This is a genomic window from Caulobacter sp. (assembly GCF_017744445.1).
GTDB lineage: Bacteria > Pseudomonadota > Alphaproteobacteria > Caulobacterales > Caulobacteraceae > Caulobacter.
Genome location: NZ_JAGIBH010000002.1, coordinates 164,229 through 177,830, shown reverse-complemented (window position 1 = coordinate 177,830; position 13,602 = coordinate 164,229). Strand labels below are relative to the sequence as shown.

Below are 13,602 nucleotides of genomic sequence, written 5' to 3'. Positions count from 1 at the left end.
CGATTTAAATGCCGCTGGTCTCCCATCCGAATGTAACGGAGCCAGCGGCTTCAGTACTGCTCTGGCGATATACTGACCTTGCTAAGTTCACGGCGTTGTTGCTCGGACAAAAGCTATGGCTATCGAGCGCTGAGCAACTCGCCGTCCAAGATCCTTACGAGGCGACCCTGCCTGAGCCTTCGGCTAAGGCTTTTTCTGACTTTGCTAGAGCGGATCTTCAGAATGCCGGGCATGCCGACATGCCTGACTTTCAAGAGCAACTTGCAAAGCTTTATGAGACGGTTCGACCCTATCTGTTTGTAAATTGTTGGCACATGTCGGCGGTCGAATCTGTCGCGATGTGGAAAATATATGCTTCAGAGCATGCAGGCATCGCGATAGTGAGCAGCTCTGAGCGAATGGCTCGAGCATTTCGAAAATCGAAACTAGAAGTCCACCTCGGCCAAGTCAGCTATGTGGACCATGAAGCTCAGTTCATGGGGCCCAATCTGTTTGATGTCGCGCTTAAGAAGCGGCTCAGCTATGCCTATGAATCTGAAGCTATATTAATCCATATGTTCGGAAGCGGCGGTAAAATAGGACCGCTTCCTACGCCTCCGCCGGGGGTAGAGGTTGCGTGCAATCTGAACCATCTCATAGAGCGCGTCGTCATTTCACCGGCGGCAGATGTTTGGTTCCTGGAAATGGTCAAGGCGCTATGCCGTAAGATGGGGGTTCGACGTCCGGTCGTGCAATCCCGCCTGCTCGTACCTCCCGCCCGCACTCGCGGTGTAGTGCTGAGAGGACCGGCCAGCCACAACCCGTCAGACGCTTCATCTAATTTGCCTTCCTAGGCCTAGTGCCTAGGACCCATCGTTCCGAGAGCATGGGACGGGCCGGTGTTCGCCAAGGTCGGCGGCAACTCTCCCGGAGGACTGCCCGCCCAGCTGACCCATGGGTCCTAGGCACAAGGCCTAGGAAAGCGGGGTGTTGTTGGATGGTCGGCTTGGGTCCCCGCTTTCGCGGGGATGAGCGGCTAGAGATCAGCTCATATCCCGCACCTTCTCCGCCAGCTTCTCGGCCTGGCGCTCCAGGTCATCGGCCTGCGCCGGCAGCTTGCGCGCCACGTCCAGCAGTTCCTCGTCGGTGACCTCGCGGTTACCCCGGGCGCGGTTGTCGGCGATTTGTTTGGCGCGGTAGGCGGGATCGCGCAGGCGGATGGCTTCTTCGCGCATCTGGCGGGCGCCGGCGCGCATCTGGCCTACGCCCTTGGTCATCTCGACACGCGCCACCTTCATGGCCTGGATCCGGATGCGTTCGCCGTCGCGGCGGGCTTCTTCACCGGCGCGTCGGGCTTCCTCACCGATCCGGCGGGCGTCCTCGGCCGAGAGGCGGGCTTGCTCCGACGCGATGCGGGCGGCGGCTTCGATCTCGCCGCGATGGGCCTCGACTTCGCGGCGGGCGTCCTCGGCGATGCGACGGGTGTCTTCGGCCGACAGGCGGACCAGCTCGGCCTGGGCGCGGGCGTGTTCGGCGCCTTGGCGGGCTTCCTCGATGGCCTTGATGTCGGCGTCGCTCAGCCAGCGGTGCGAGAAGGCGTAGGTCCAGGGACTTGCCGGGGGCGCGGCGGGGGTCGGCGGGGCGGGCGGCGCTTCGGGCGCGGGCGGGGCGGCTTCAGCCGGAGCGGCAGGCGGCGCAGGGGGAGCCGGCGGCGCGCTGGTGATGGCCGGCGGCGTCGGCGGAACGGGCGGGACCGGGGCGACCTGGCGGCTGAGGCCGAAGGCGGCCAGCGGGGTGGCGACGATGGCCAGGGCGGCGACGGTGAGGCCCACGGTCAGCGGGCGGCGGCGTTCGGGCGTGTCGGTCATCAGGCAGGCGATCCTTGTCTTGAGCGTCTTGGCGTCGGCGGCCATCGCAGTGGCGCCGTGCGGGACGGGTGAAGCGGCCAGGCGCACCAGGGTGCGGGCGTAGAGGGTGCGGTCCACGCTGTCGACGGCGGCGGCGTCGGCCGCCTCCTCGGTGCGTTCGGCCAGCACCGCGTGCAGGCGCCAGACCAGCGGGTTGAACCAGAAGATGGCCAGGACCAGCCGTGACAGGATCAGGAAGATCCAGTCGTGGCGGCGCAGGTGGGCCAGTTCGTGAGCCATGATGGCGGGGGCGGTCTGCGGTTCGGCCAGGGTGGCCGGGTCCAGCAGGATGGCGCCCGGCGCGACGCCCCAGCTGAGCGGGCCTGAGACACGGTCTGAGGCGACCAGGCCCGGACGGTCAGCGGGCGACAGGTCCTCGATCGGGGCCAGCCAGGCGGGATCGGTCACGGGCTCGCCCTTGCGGGTCCAGCGCTCCAGGGTGTTGAGGCCCACGGCCAGGCGGCCGCCGATCAGCGCCGCGCCCAGCAGCCACAGGCCGCCGGTGATCGAGGCGGGCGACATCCACCAGGGATAGGGATCCAACTGCGGCGCCGGCCCATCGCCGGTGACGGGCAAGGTCACGACGGGCTCGGCCGGCAGGGGCGGCAAGAGGGCCAGTTCCAGCGGCGGCAGCATGTTCATGATCGCCGGCAGGGCCAGCAGCAGGCAGACCGTGCCGCGCAGGATGTCGACGCGCTCGACCGGGCGGCGGGTCATGTAGCGCGAGCAGATCAGGCCCGCGCCGGCGACCAGGCTGGACTTCACCAGCAGCGAGATCAGCAGGATCCAGGTCATGACTTGGTCTCCACACGCTCGTCGATGAGGGCTTCCAGGGCGGAGGCTTCTTCCGGCGTCAGCCGCTCGCCCATGCCCAGCAGGGCTGTGGCGGCGCTGGCGGCCGAGCCCGCGAAGAAGGTGTCGATCACCCGGCGCAGGGCGCTGACGGCGACCGTCTCGGTCTCCTGCACGGGGCTGAAACGCACGCCGTCCGGGCCGCTGGTCCGCTCGACCAGGCCCTTGGCCTCCAGGCGCGAGAGCATGGTGCGCACGGCGCTGTCGCTGAGTGGATCCGACAGGGCGCTCCGCACCTCGGCGGTCGTGCCGGCCTCGAGCCGGCACAGGGTCTCGAAGACCTCGCGTTCGCGTCTGGGCAGGGCGTCGATCAAGGCAGGCTCCCTCACGTGTCGCTACAGGTGTAGCGCTACGCCTGTAGCGAGGGAAGTGAACTCGGCGTAATGCGTGGATTGCGCTGCACGGCAGCGGTAGCTTGCCCGTCTTAGCGCTCACTCGTGCGGAAAGTGGTCGAATGGATCGGATCGAAGCGATGCGGGTGTTCGTGGCGGCCCTGGAAGAGGGCAGCCTGGCCGGAGCCGGCCGCCGCCTGAACCGCTCGCCGGCCGCGGTCAGCCGCGCCATCGCCTTCCTGGAGCAGCATGTCGGGGCCGAGCTGCTGCACCGCACGACCCGTTCGCTGCGGCTGTCCGAAGCCGGCGAGCGCTACGCCGTCGCCTGCCGCCGCATCCTGACCGACCTGGAGGAGGCGGACCTGGCGGCCCTGGGCGAGCGCTCGGCCCCGCGCGGCATGCTGACCATCACCGCCCCGCCGATCAGCGGCGAGGACGTGCTGCGCCCGATCGTCGATGCGTATCTGGACGCCTATCCGGCCGTGTCGGTGAACCTCGTCCTGCTCGACCGCCACACCAACCTGGTCGAGGAGGGCTTCGATGTCGCCCTGCGGGTGGGCCAGTTGCCGGACAGTTCGCTGGTGGCCACGCGGGTTGGCGGCGACGTGCGGCGGGTGATCGTCGGCGCGCCGCGCTATCTGGACCAGCATCCGCGCATCGACGAGCCGGCGGATCTGGCCAAGCACCAGGTCGTCACCACCACCCATTTCGGCCACGACACCTGGGTGTTCCCGCCCGCGCCGGGCCAGACGATCGCCCGCGCCGTTCACTTCAAGCCCCGCCTGGTGGTCAATAGCGTGCGCGCGGCCCTGGCTTCGGCGGTCGAGGGGCGCGGCGTGACCCGGCTCTACACCTATCACGTGGCCGAGCGGGTGCTGGACGGGAGTCTTCGCATCGTCCTGCGCGACGCCGAGCCCGCGCCGCTACCGGTGCACCTGCTCACGCCCCAGGGCCGCACCGCCACGCCCAAGGTCCGCGCCTTCATCGACTTCGCCGCGCCCCGGCTGCGGGCGGTGTTCGCGCGGCTGTCGGCGGACTCCGAGGTGCTGGCGGGGAGCTGAGAAATCCTTCCTACCCATCGCCGTCATCCCGGACGGCCGAAGGCCGATCCGGGACCCAGGGGCAACCGCATTGCCTTGGCCCCTGGGTCCCGGCTCTCCGTTGCGCTGCGGCCGGGATGACGAGCTTTCATTCCGCCGTTTGACGGAAGGGTGACTGCCTTAAGGCACCCATTCACGCGAAAGGCGATCGATCCGATCTTCCTGCTCATCAGACAACGCCAAGGAGGCAGTCATGAGCAACGAACGGAAAGTCGCCATTATCACCGGGGCCTCGCAAGGCATCGGCGAGGCGCTGGTCAAGGCCTATCGCGACCGCGACTATCGGGTGGTCGCCACTTCGCGATCGATCAAGCAAGGCAGCGACCCGGACATCCTGGCCGTCGCCGGCGACATCGGCGATCCCGACACCGCCGACCGTGTGGTCGCTGAAGCCCTGGCGCGGTTCGGTCGCGTCGACACCCTGGTCAACAACGCCGGGATCTTCATGGCCAAGCCGTTCACGGCCTACACCGCCGAGGACTTCGCCACCAAGACCGCCACCAACCTGGCCGGCTTCTTCCACGTCACCCAGCGGGCGGCCGCGCAGATGCTGAAGCAGGGCAGCGGCCACATCGTCAGCATCACCACCACCCTGACCGACCACGCCCTGGCCGACGTACCCTCGGTGCTGGCCAGCCTGACCAAGGGCGGCATCAACTCGGCCACCAAGTCGCTGGCCATCGAGTTCGCGAACAAGGGCGTGCGGGTCAACGCCGTCTCACCGGGGGTGATCAAGACCCCGATGCACGCCCCCGAAACCCACGCCTTCCTGGCCGGCCTGCATCCGGTGGGTCGCCTGGGCGAGATCCGCGACGTGGTCGAGGCCGTTCTCTACCTCGAGACCGCAGGCTTCGTGACGGGCGAGATCCTGCACGTCGACGGCGGCCAGAGCGCCGGTCACTAGGGGGAGAGCCGCCATGCCGATGGTCACCATCCAAGTCACCCGCCAAGGTTCCGCCCCCGGCCGCTCGGCCGTCACGGCGGACGAGAAGGCTCAGCTGATCGCGGGCGTCAGCCAGCTGTTGCTGGACGTGCTGGGCAAGCCGCTGGACTCGACGTTCGTGGTCATCCAGGAGGTCGAGCTGGAGAACTGGGGCGTGGGCGGCGTGCCCGTGCTCGAATACCGTCGGCGCCAGGCCGCCGGTCAGGTCTAGGAGGTCGTGATGACCACGTCCAACCGCGTGCTCGACCTGTTCGGGATCGAGCTGCCGATCATCCAGGCCCCGATGGCCGGGGCGACCTCGCCGGACATGGTCATCGCCGCCAGCGAGGCAGGGGGCCTGGGCTCCCTGCCCAGCGCGCTCTATTCCGAGGAGCAGCTACGGGCGGCGCTGGATGCGGTGCGGGCGGGGACGAAGAAGCCGATCAACGTCAACTTCTTCAGCCACCAGACCCCGGAGGACGAACCCGCCCGGCAGTCGGCTTGGCGCGAGCGGCTACGGCCCTACTACATCGAGGAAGGCCTCGATCCCGACCAGCCGATCCCCGCCGCTGGCCGCGCGCCGTTCAACGACACCTTCGCCAAGGTGGTCGAGGACTACCGGCCCGAGGTGGTCAGCTTCCACTTCGGCCTGCCGTCGCCGGAGCTGGTCGAGCGGGTCAAGCGCACCGGCGCCAAGGTCATCTCGTCGGCGACGACCGTGGTCGAGGCGCGTTGGCTGGAGGCGCGGGGCGTCGATGCGGTGATCGCCATGGGCTTCGACGCTGGCGGCCATCGCGGGAATTTCCTGACCGACGACATGAGCCAGCAGGTCGGGACCTTCTCGCTGGTCCCCCGGATCGTCGACGCCGTCTCGGTCCCGGTGATCGCGGCCGGCGGCATCGCTGATCGGCGCGGGGTGCTGGCGGCTTTCGCGCTGGGGGCCGAGGCCGCCCAGGTCGGCACGGCCTATCTGTTCACGCCCGAAGCGGCGATCTCGGAGGTCTATCGACAGGCGTTGGCGTCGGCCGAGGAGGCCACCGCCGTGACCAACCTCTTCACCGGCCGCCCGGCGCGGGGGATCGTCAACCGTCTGATGGCCGAGGTCGGTCCGCTGTCGGAGATCGCCCCGCCGTTCCCCACCGCTGGCGCGGCGGTGCTGCCCCTGCGCAAGGCCGCCGAAGCCGGCGGCCGCGGCGACTTCAGCTCCCTCTGGGCCGGCCAGGCGTTCCGCGCCAGCCGGCCGATGGGGGCGGGGGCGCTGACGCGGATGCTGGCTGGCTTTTGAGCCTTCCTGTCATCCCGGCCGTAGCGAAGCGAAGAGCCGGGACCGCAACAAGCTCGGCGCTTCCTGCGGTCCCGGATCGGCGCGCTACGCGCTTGTCCGGGATGACAATGAAGGCGGACTACGCGTTTTCCAGCGTCTTGGCCTGCGGCTGGTGAGCGTCCAGCGCCTCGTTCGGGTCGGCCATCTCGGTGATCGCGCCGGCGAAGCTCAGATACTCGGCGGCGAAGTCCAGCGGCAGGATCTCGACCAGCCAGGTGTTCTCGATCCACACCTCGATGACGTGGAAGTGGCCGCCGCGGTCGCAGACATAGGTCTCCCAGCCCTTGGCCGCGGCCTTGGCCATGACCTCTTCGCGAGCCATCGAGACGCTGAGGGCGAAGTGGGTCGGCGAGCGGCGATCGGCGCCTTCGGCCTGGCGCACGAAGATCGAGCCGGGCTCGCCGTTCGGGACCATGACGCTGCCGGCCGGATAGATCTCGATGGCGGTGCCCATGCCGTCGGCCTTGAACACCATGAAGCTGCCGGGATTGGGCGGGAAGTCGACGACGACGCCGCCCATGATGTCGGCGAAGAACTCGGCCGCGCCCTGGGGGGCGGCGGCGCTGACGGACAGGTGGTGGATCATTGGAGTGCTGCTCTGCGTGATGAAGGCGCAACCGTCCGCGCGGCGCGCAACAGCCGTCGCGCGCGTTCGGGATACGCTGATGATGGAAAATCGAACGGCGTTACTTCGCCGAGGTCGCGCGGTGTACGGGCGACCGAGGTAAGTCTCAACTTACAAGATTGTCATGAGGCGGATTTAACCCTGCGAAGCGCGACAGGGGATGGGTAGTCCAAGCCTTCGCGCGACGTCTCGGCGGCCGCGACCGGGGCGGCCGGCGACGAGACCAGGCGACAAAATCAGCCGTGAGCGGCGTCCGGGCGGGCGTAAGGCGCGGCTTCCAGGGCGCGAGCCACGGTGGCGATCAGCTCCTCGCGGCGGATCGGCTTGGCCACGTGGTCGTCCATGCCGGCGGCGCGGCAGCGGGCGATCTGCTCGGGCAGGACGTCGGCGCTGAGCGCCACGATCGGGATGGCCGCGACCGGGCCGGGCAGGGCGCGAATGGCGCGGGTGGCGGCCAGGCCGTCCATCCCCGGCATGTGCACGTCCATCAAGACGAGGTCGAAGTCGCCTGACTGCACGGCGTCCAGCGCCTGATGGCCGTCGTCGGCGGTGACCACCTCGCAGCCGGCCAGGGTCAGCAGGGCCTTGCCCAGCTCGCGGTTCATCGGGTGGTCGTCGACCAGCAGCACGCGGGCCGCGCGCTCGGGCGTCTCGGCGGCCGGACCGTCGGACGGCAGCGGCAGGATCGCCGGCTCGGCGGCCAGGGTGATCCAGAAGCGCGCGCCATGGCCCAGCTGGCTCTCGACGCCGATCGAACCGCCCATGCGGCTGACCAGGGCCTTGCTGATCGCCAGGCCCAGGCCCGTGCCGCCATAGCTGCGGCTGATCGAGCTGTCGGCCTGGCTGAAGCGCTGGAACAGGCGCGCCTGCACCTCGGGCGCGATGCCGATGCCGGTGTCGACCACCTCGAACCGCAGCAGGCCCGGCGTGGGACCGGCCGTCAGGCGCACGGTGACGCCGCCTTCGGACGTGAACTTCAGGGCGTTGGCCAAGAGGTTCAGCAGCACCTGGCGTAGACGGGTCTCGTCCAGCGACAGCGGCTGGTCGACGTCGCCTTCGCCCTCGGCGGTGCAGACGGTGCGTAGATACAGGCCCTTGGCCGCCGCCTCGGGGGCGATGATGGCCACGGCGTCGCGCAGCAGGGCCGACGGCGAGGCGGGGGTCAGGGTCAAATCGAGGCGACCGGCCTCGACCTTGGCGAAGTCCAGGAGGTCGCCGACGATCTCGGCCAGCGAGCGGCCGGCGCGGCCGACCAGGTCCAGGCGGCGGCGGTTCTCGGGCGACAGCTGCGGATCGTCGGCGACCAGCGAGGCGAAGCCCAGGATGCTGTTCAGCGGCGTGCGGATCTCGTGGCTGATGGTCGCCAGGAAGTCGGACTTGGCCTGGCTGGCGGCCTGGGCGCGGGCCTGGGCGGCGCGGGCGGCGGCCTGACGGCGCAGCAGCAGGGCTTGCAGGCGCGCCTGGCGGCTCAAGGCCAGGGCGGCCACGAAGCTGACGGCGTACAGCACGACGTGGAACAGCAGGGCATGGCGCAGCGGGCCCAGGGCGATCTTGATGTCGATGCCGGTGCGATGGAGCACGGCCGGAATGGCCACGGCCAGCGAGGTGGTGACGATCACCGCCACCGCGCGCGGCCCGCCTCGGAACGCGGCCAGCAAGGCGGGAGCGAACAGCAGCACTTGCAGGCTGGCGTCGTTGACGAACACCCAGGACGAGGCCCCGATCACCATCAGCAGGGTGGCGGCGGCCTCCAGCGGGCGCACGTGGTAGCCTTCGCGATGACGGTGGTCGGTCAGGATCAGGATCACCGGAAGGATGACCGCCACGCCCAGCACGTTGGACGCCGTCCAGTCCTCCCAGCCCTTGAAGAAGGGCCCGCCTCGGCTGGCGACCAGCATGCCGTGGACCAGGATCGAGCCGATGGCCGTCACCAGCGAGGCGACGACGATGACCAGGAACAGGCTGCGCGGGTCGCGCACCCGGGTCGGCACGCGCATCCAGCGCAGCAGCGCCGCCGTGCCGGCCGTCTGGATCGTGTCCAGCACGGTGACGATCATGACGAAGCGCAGCGGCGCGCCGATCAGCAGCTCCACGACGATGTGCAGCACGCCGGTGGCGACCATGAAGCTCAGCGCCTGGCGCCGGTTCAGGATCATGAAGGCGGCGATGGCGACCGCATTGGCCGTCCAGATCGTGGGGATGTTGTGCGTGGCGCCGGCCAGGAACAGGCTGTAGGCGAGCCCGGCGACATAGGCGCAGGTCAAGGCGATCGGCTTGGCCGACCCCTGGAACGCCGCCCCCCGCTGCACGCCCACGCTCACTTCGCCCCACCTCTCCCCGATGGTCTAAGGATGCGACTATGCGTCGCAAAACGTCGGTGTTTCGTTAAGGCGAGCACGGGGGGAATTTGGGCGCTGGACCCCGGTGCTGGCTGTGCAAAGCTGCACCTTATGGGCGAGCTGCCCGAGTTCAGCGAAATCACCCCCAACCACCGACCATCCCCGCGAAAGCGGGGACCCAAGCTGGTTCTCAGGATGGGGCAAGGCCGAGCGATGATCCGCTGACTCGGCTTGGATCCCCGCCTTCGCGGGGAAAATCGGGGAAGGGGTGGCTCAGAGCCGCGTGCCTAACCCCGCCGCCCAAACACGTCCGCCAGCGCCCGGCACGTGGCCTTCGCCTTGCCAGCTTCATCAAACAGCAGCGGCTGGTCCTTCGGGCGCTGGCCGGAATCTCCCCGCAGCCAGGTGTTGTCGTCGCGCAGGCCCCAGATGGTGAAGGCGAAGCGCTGGCGGGCGGGGAGGGCCATGAAGGCTTCCGCGACCTCGGCGTATTTGGCGACCTGGCGCTTGACGCGGTCGCCGGGGATGGCCGGGACGTAGTGGTCGCCCAGCGAGATATCCAGCTCTGACAGATGGATCGGCAGGCCGAAGTTGGCCAGGTCGCGCAGGGCCTCAGCGACCGCGCCCTGGGGCAGGTCGTAGTCGATGTGGGTCTGGGTGCCGATCCCGCTGAGCGGCGCGCCGCGCTTCAAGAGGCGCTCGATCAGCCGCATGAAGGTGGCGCGTTTGTTGGGCTTCAGTTCCAGGTGGTAGTCGTTGAGGAACAGCACCGCGTTTGGATCGGCCTCGTGGGCGTGCTCCAGGGCCAGGGCGATGTGGTCGTCCGAGCCTAGGTTCCGGCTCCACAGGCTGTCGCGCAGGCGCTCGCCGTCGTCGGCCACCGGTTCGTTGACCACGTCCCAGCTGCGGGCCACGCCCTTGTAGCGTCCGGCCACGGCCAGGATGTAGTTGCGATAGGCGTCGGCGAATGGCTTGCCTCGACCGTCCAGGCGCTTGAAGGCCTCGTTCTCGTTGGCGAACCAGATCAGCGAGTGGCCGTGCAGGGCCATGTCGCGAGCCTTGGCGAACGAGGCGATGCTGTCGGGCCGGTCGAACTGGAAACCGCCGTCGTCGCGCAGGATGTATTCCATCTTCATCTCCCACTCGGCGGTGAGTTGGGAGAACTGCTCGCCGAGAAGGTCGGCGTATTCGGGCTCGTGCAGCCAGCGTTCCTGGACGCAGCAGCCGATCGGGAAGGGCGTCAGGGTCCGCAGCGGCGGGGGCGGCGTCACGGCCGGCTGGCTCTTGGCCCCCTGGCTGCAGGCGGTGAGGGCCAGCGCCGAGGCGATCGCGGAGCGGCGGGTCAGCCGCGTCATCGTGTTTACCGGCCGCCCATGGCGGCGCGGCGGATGCTGACCTCGTCCATCTGGGCGGCTTCGAACTGGCCCAGCTTCTTGGCCGCCAGCACCTTGGCCTGCTCGGCGACGTGCTCGTATTTCTTGAGGTTTTCGAAGGCTTCCGACAGGGCGTCGCGGGCGCCGATTTCCTCGGCCTGGCATTGCTCGATCTGCACCAGCATGTCGGCGCGGCGGCGCTTGTAGCCCTCGCGGTAGCCGATCATGTACCAGCCGGCCTGGGCGTCGCCCTCGGCGTTCTTGGCTTCGGCTTCCGCCTCGGCGTCCAGCATGGTGATGCGCAGTTCGGCCGCCATGCGGCGCTCATTGATCTCGGCGAGGCGCTTTTGCAGCGTCTCGACCTCGTGGTTCGAGATGCGGATCAGCGAGGCGGCCCACTTGGTCATCAGTACTCACTCGCCAGGATGTGCCCCAGATGACCGAAAGAGTCGTCCAGAGAGGTTGCTTCTTCCTTATCCTGGCTAAGGAAGGCCTCGATTGCGGGATTGAGCCGGATCGCGCGGTCGACCGTCGGGTCGGCCCCGGCGCGATAGGCGCCGATGCGGATCAGCTCTTCCATGTTGGCGTAGGCGGCCATCACCTGGCGCGCGCCCTTGACGATGTCGCGCTCGTGCGGGTGCTGGCAGCCCGGCATGGTCCGGCTGATCGACTTCAGGACGTTGATCGCCGGGAAGCGGCCGCGCTCGGCGATGGCGCGCTCCATGACGATGTGGCCGTCCAGGATACCGCGCGTGGCGTCGGCGATCGGCTCGTTGTGGTCGTCGCCATCAACCAGGACGGTGAAGAGGGCGGTGATCGGCGCGGCCGTGGTGCCGTCCGGGCGGATCGGACCGGGACCGGCGCGTTCCAAGAGCTTGGGCAGCTCGGTGAAGACGGTGGGCGTATAGCCCTTGGTGGTCGGCGGCTCGCCGGCGGCCAGGCCAATCTCGCGCTGGGCCATGGCGAAGCGGGTCACCGAGTCCATCAGGCACAGGACTTCCTGATCCTGGTCGCGCATGTACTCGCTGATCGCCAGGGTCATGTAAGCGGCCTGGCGGCGGGTCAGGGCCGGCTCGTCCGAGGTGGCGACGACGACGACGGCGCGGCGCAGGCCGTCCTCGCCCAGGGTCTCTTCCACGAACTCGCGGACCTCGCGGCCCCGTTCGCCGATCAGGCCGACGACGACGGCGTCGCAGGTGGCCTCCTTGGCCAGCATCGACAGCAGCACCGACTTGCCGACGCCCGAGCCGGCGAAGATGCCCAGGCGCTGGCCCCGGCAGGTGGTGGTGAAGACGTTCATCGAGCGCACGCCCAGGTCCAGGCGCTCGCCCACCCGGCCGCGGGCGTGGGCCGGCGGCGGAGAGGTCTTCAGCGGATAGGGGATCTCGCCCTGGGGCAGCGGGCCCAGGCCGTCGATGGGCTCGCCGAAGGCGTTGATGATGCGGCCCAGCCAGGCCTTGGTCGGACGGACCACGGCGCCTTCGGGCATGATGCGGATCTCCGCGCCCGGGCCGACGCCCTCGACGGGGCCGAACGGCATCAGCAGGGCGCGAGCCTCGCGGAAGCCGACGACCTCGGCCGGCAGGGGCTTCTGGCCCAGGCGCTCGATCTCGACGCGGGCCCCGACCGACAGCCGGGTCAGGCCGCCGCGCACCTCGATCAGCAGACCGTTCACGGCGGCCACGCGGCCGTAGATGGTCAGCGGATCGATACGGTCGACGGCGGCGATGAGGCTACGCAAGACGGCTCCTGAAGTGCATGGCCAGACTCTGCGATCGTGGTTAATCAGGTATGAAATTACGGCCTGGTGGGCGGCTTTGCCGGTGCGACCAATTGGTCGGTGAAGAACCGGGTGACCGCCGTGTTGAAGTCCTTGTGAAAGGCCACGCGGTCGAAGCCGGGGGCGCTGACGCACAGGATCTCGACGTCCTTGGCGGTGGTGCAGGGCGTCAGGAAGTCGAAATGCCGCGCCCCTTTGACGACCCGGTAGTCGTGCGGGCGGCGCAGGTTCCTGTGGACGAACTCGGCATAGTCGTCGCCGGGCAGAACCTCGTCGTCGGCCGCCTTCCAGAGTTGCAGCGGGACCTTGATCCCCTTCAGCCCATCCTTGCCGAACGCGAAGCCCAGGGCGGGCGCGGCCGAGACCACGGCCTTGATGCGGGAGTCATGCGCCCACTTGGCGGTCAGGATGTCGGCTGGGATCGGGTGGCTGGCGGTCAGCTTGCAGTCGTAGTTGGCCGGGTGGACTTTGCAGTGGCTGGGCACCCGGCCCATGTCCGGCTCACCGCCCGCCGCCGCCAGCACTGTGAAGCCACCCGACGAGAAGCCGAACGCCCCGACCCTGCTCGGATCCAGCTTGGCCTTCAGCGGCGAGGCGTCCAACATCCACCCGATCAGGTTCGACAGCGCCGCCGGGCGATCGGCCATGGCCGTGGCGCGGCTCTGGTCCTTGTAGTTGTCGCCGGGGTGGGTCAGGGCGGCGACCACGAAGCCGGCCTCCGCCAGCGCCTGGGCGGTGTCGGCATGACCGCCGAAGAACCCGCCGTTGCCGTGCGACATGACGATCAACGGCAGGCGCTCGCCGGTGATCGGCGCGCCGGCCGCCACCGTGTGGCCCCAGGCGCCCAGGGCCATGAAGCTGGGCGCGGCGTCGGTGGGATACCAGACCCCGACCTCGACCGGCGGCGCGTTCGGGCGGGGCTCCTGCAGCACCATGAAACCGGCGTTGGCGGCGAGGGCGGGGGAGGAAACGGCGGCCGCGATCACGGCGGCGGCGAAGAAATGGCGGAGCGACATGGCGGTCCTTCAGCGAGTGACGATGACGCCGCTGTGACCGCCGGGCCGCCGCC

Annotated in this window: 14 protein-coding genes; 5 read left to right on the top strand and 9 right to left on the bottom strand. The window is 69.0% G+C overall.

Going from position 1 to position 13,602, the window contains the following annotated elements; all coding sequences use genetic code 11:
* The first annotated feature begins 8 nt into the window (after positions 1–8).
* On the top strand, positions 9–833 hold the full coding sequence (locus J7528_RS04250; protein ID WP_291871672.1) for a DUF2971 domain-containing protein: 825 nt from the start codon (positions 9–11) through the stop codon (positions 831–833).
* Between the two features lie 189 nt (positions 834–1,022).
* Here the strand turns inward: J7528_RS04250 and J7528_RS04245 are convergent, their stop codons facing one another.
* Both J7528_RS04245 and J7528_RS04240 read right to left on the bottom strand, forming a co-directional pair.
* Positions 1,023–2,681, bottom strand: a complete 1,659-nt coding sequence (locus J7528_RS04245; RefSeq protein WP_291871671.1) for a M56 family metallopeptidase — start codon at positions 2,679–2,681, stop codon at positions 1,023–1,025.
* The gene (locus J7528_RS04240; protein WP_291871669.1) at positions 2,678–3,052 is read right to left on the bottom strand and encodes a BlaI/MecI/CopY family transcriptional regulator; all 375 of its coding nucleotides are present in this window, start codon (positions 3,050–3,052) and stop codon (positions 2,678–2,680) included. Before J7528_RS04240 ends, J7528_RS04245 begins: the two co-directional genes overlap by 4 nt.
* 140 nt (positions 3,053–3,192) lie before the next feature.
* Here J7528_RS04240 and J7528_RS04235 point away from each other — a divergent pair, with 140 nt between their 5' ends.
* On the top strand, positions 3,193–4,131 hold the full coding sequence (locus J7528_RS04235; protein WP_291871667.1) for a LysR family transcriptional regulator: 939 nt from the start codon (positions 3,193–3,195) through the stop codon (positions 4,129–4,131).
* Between the two features lie 23 nt (positions 4,132–4,154).
* Here J7528_RS04235 and J7528_RS04230 read toward each other — a convergent pair whose 3' ends face one another.
* Positions 4,155–4,262 (bottom strand): hypothetical protein, encoded by a 108-nt coding sequence (locus tag J7528_RS04230; protein WP_291871860.1) that lies wholly within the window; start codon positions 4,260–4,262, stop codon positions 4,155–4,157.
* Positions 4,263–4,363: 101 nt separating this feature from the next.
* Between J7528_RS04230 and J7528_RS04225 the strand changes: the two genes are divergently transcribed.
* The 3 genes from J7528_RS04225 to J7528_RS04215 are packed head-to-tail and all read left to right on the top strand — an operon-like array spanning position 4,364 to position 6,377.
* Positions 4,364–5,074: an SDR family oxidoreductase gene (locus J7528_RS04225; RefSeq protein WP_291871665.1), complete on the top strand. Its 711-nt coding sequence runs from the start codon at positions 4,364–4,366 to the stop codon at positions 5,072–5,074.
* A 13-nt stretch (positions 5,075–5,087) separates the two neighbouring features.
* Positions 5,088–5,324 carry a 4-oxalocrotonate tautomerase family protein gene (locus tag J7528_RS04220; RefSeq protein ID WP_291871663.1) on the top strand — a complete coding sequence of 79 codons (237 nt, stop codon included), beginning with the start codon at positions 5,088–5,090 and terminating at the stop codon, positions 5,322–5,324.
* 9 nt (positions 5,325–5,333) lie between these two features.
* A complete protein-coding gene (locus J7528_RS04215; RefSeq protein ID WP_291871661.1) occupies positions 5,334–6,377 on the top strand; it encodes a nitronate monooxygenase in 1,044 nt (347 codons plus the stop codon).
* 118 nt (positions 6,378–6,495) lie between these two features.
* Here J7528_RS04215 and J7528_RS04210 read toward each other — a convergent pair whose 3' ends face one another.
* The 6 genes from J7528_RS04210 to J7528_RS04185 all read right to left on the bottom strand — a co-directional run bounded on the left by J7528_RS04210 (position 6,496) and on the right by J7528_RS04185 (position 13,549).
* A complete protein-coding gene (locus tag J7528_RS04210) occupies positions 6,496–7,002 on the bottom strand; it encodes a hypothetical protein (protein WP_291871659.1) in 507 nt (168 codons plus the stop codon).
* A gap of 275 nt (positions 7,003–7,277) precedes the next feature.
* The gene (locus J7528_RS04205; RefSeq protein WP_291871657.1) at positions 7,278–9,362 is read right to left on the bottom strand and encodes an ATP-binding protein; all 2,085 of its coding nucleotides are present in this window, start codon (positions 9,360–9,362) and stop codon (positions 7,278–7,280) included.
* A 305-nt stretch (positions 9,363–9,667) separates the two neighbouring features.
* Entirely contained in the window at positions 9,668–10,735 is a 1,068-nt protein-coding gene (locus tag J7528_RS04200) for an endo-1,4-beta-xylanase (RefSeq protein ID WP_291871655.1), read from the bottom strand.
* A 5-nt stretch (positions 10,736–10,740) separates the two neighbouring features.
* Entirely contained in the window at positions 10,741–11,160 is a 420-nt protein-coding gene (locus J7528_RS04195; RefSeq protein ID WP_291871653.1) for a flagellar export protein FliJ, read from the bottom strand.
* Positions 11,160–12,494 carry a flagellar protein export ATPase FliI gene (gene fliI, locus J7528_RS04190; RefSeq protein ID WP_291871651.1) on the bottom strand — a complete coding sequence of 445 codons (1,335 nt, stop codon included), beginning with the start codon at positions 12,492–12,494 and terminating at the stop codon, positions 11,160–11,162. Before fliI ends, J7528_RS04195 begins: the two co-directional genes overlap by 1 nt.
* Positions 12,495–12,550: 56 nt before the next feature.
* Positions 12,551–13,549 carry a dienelactone hydrolase gene (locus tag J7528_RS04185; protein WP_291871649.1) on the bottom strand — a complete coding sequence of 333 codons (999 nt, stop codon included), beginning with the start codon at positions 13,547–13,549 and terminating at the stop codon, positions 12,551–12,553.
* Between the last annotated feature and the right edge of the window lie 53 nt (positions 13,550–13,602).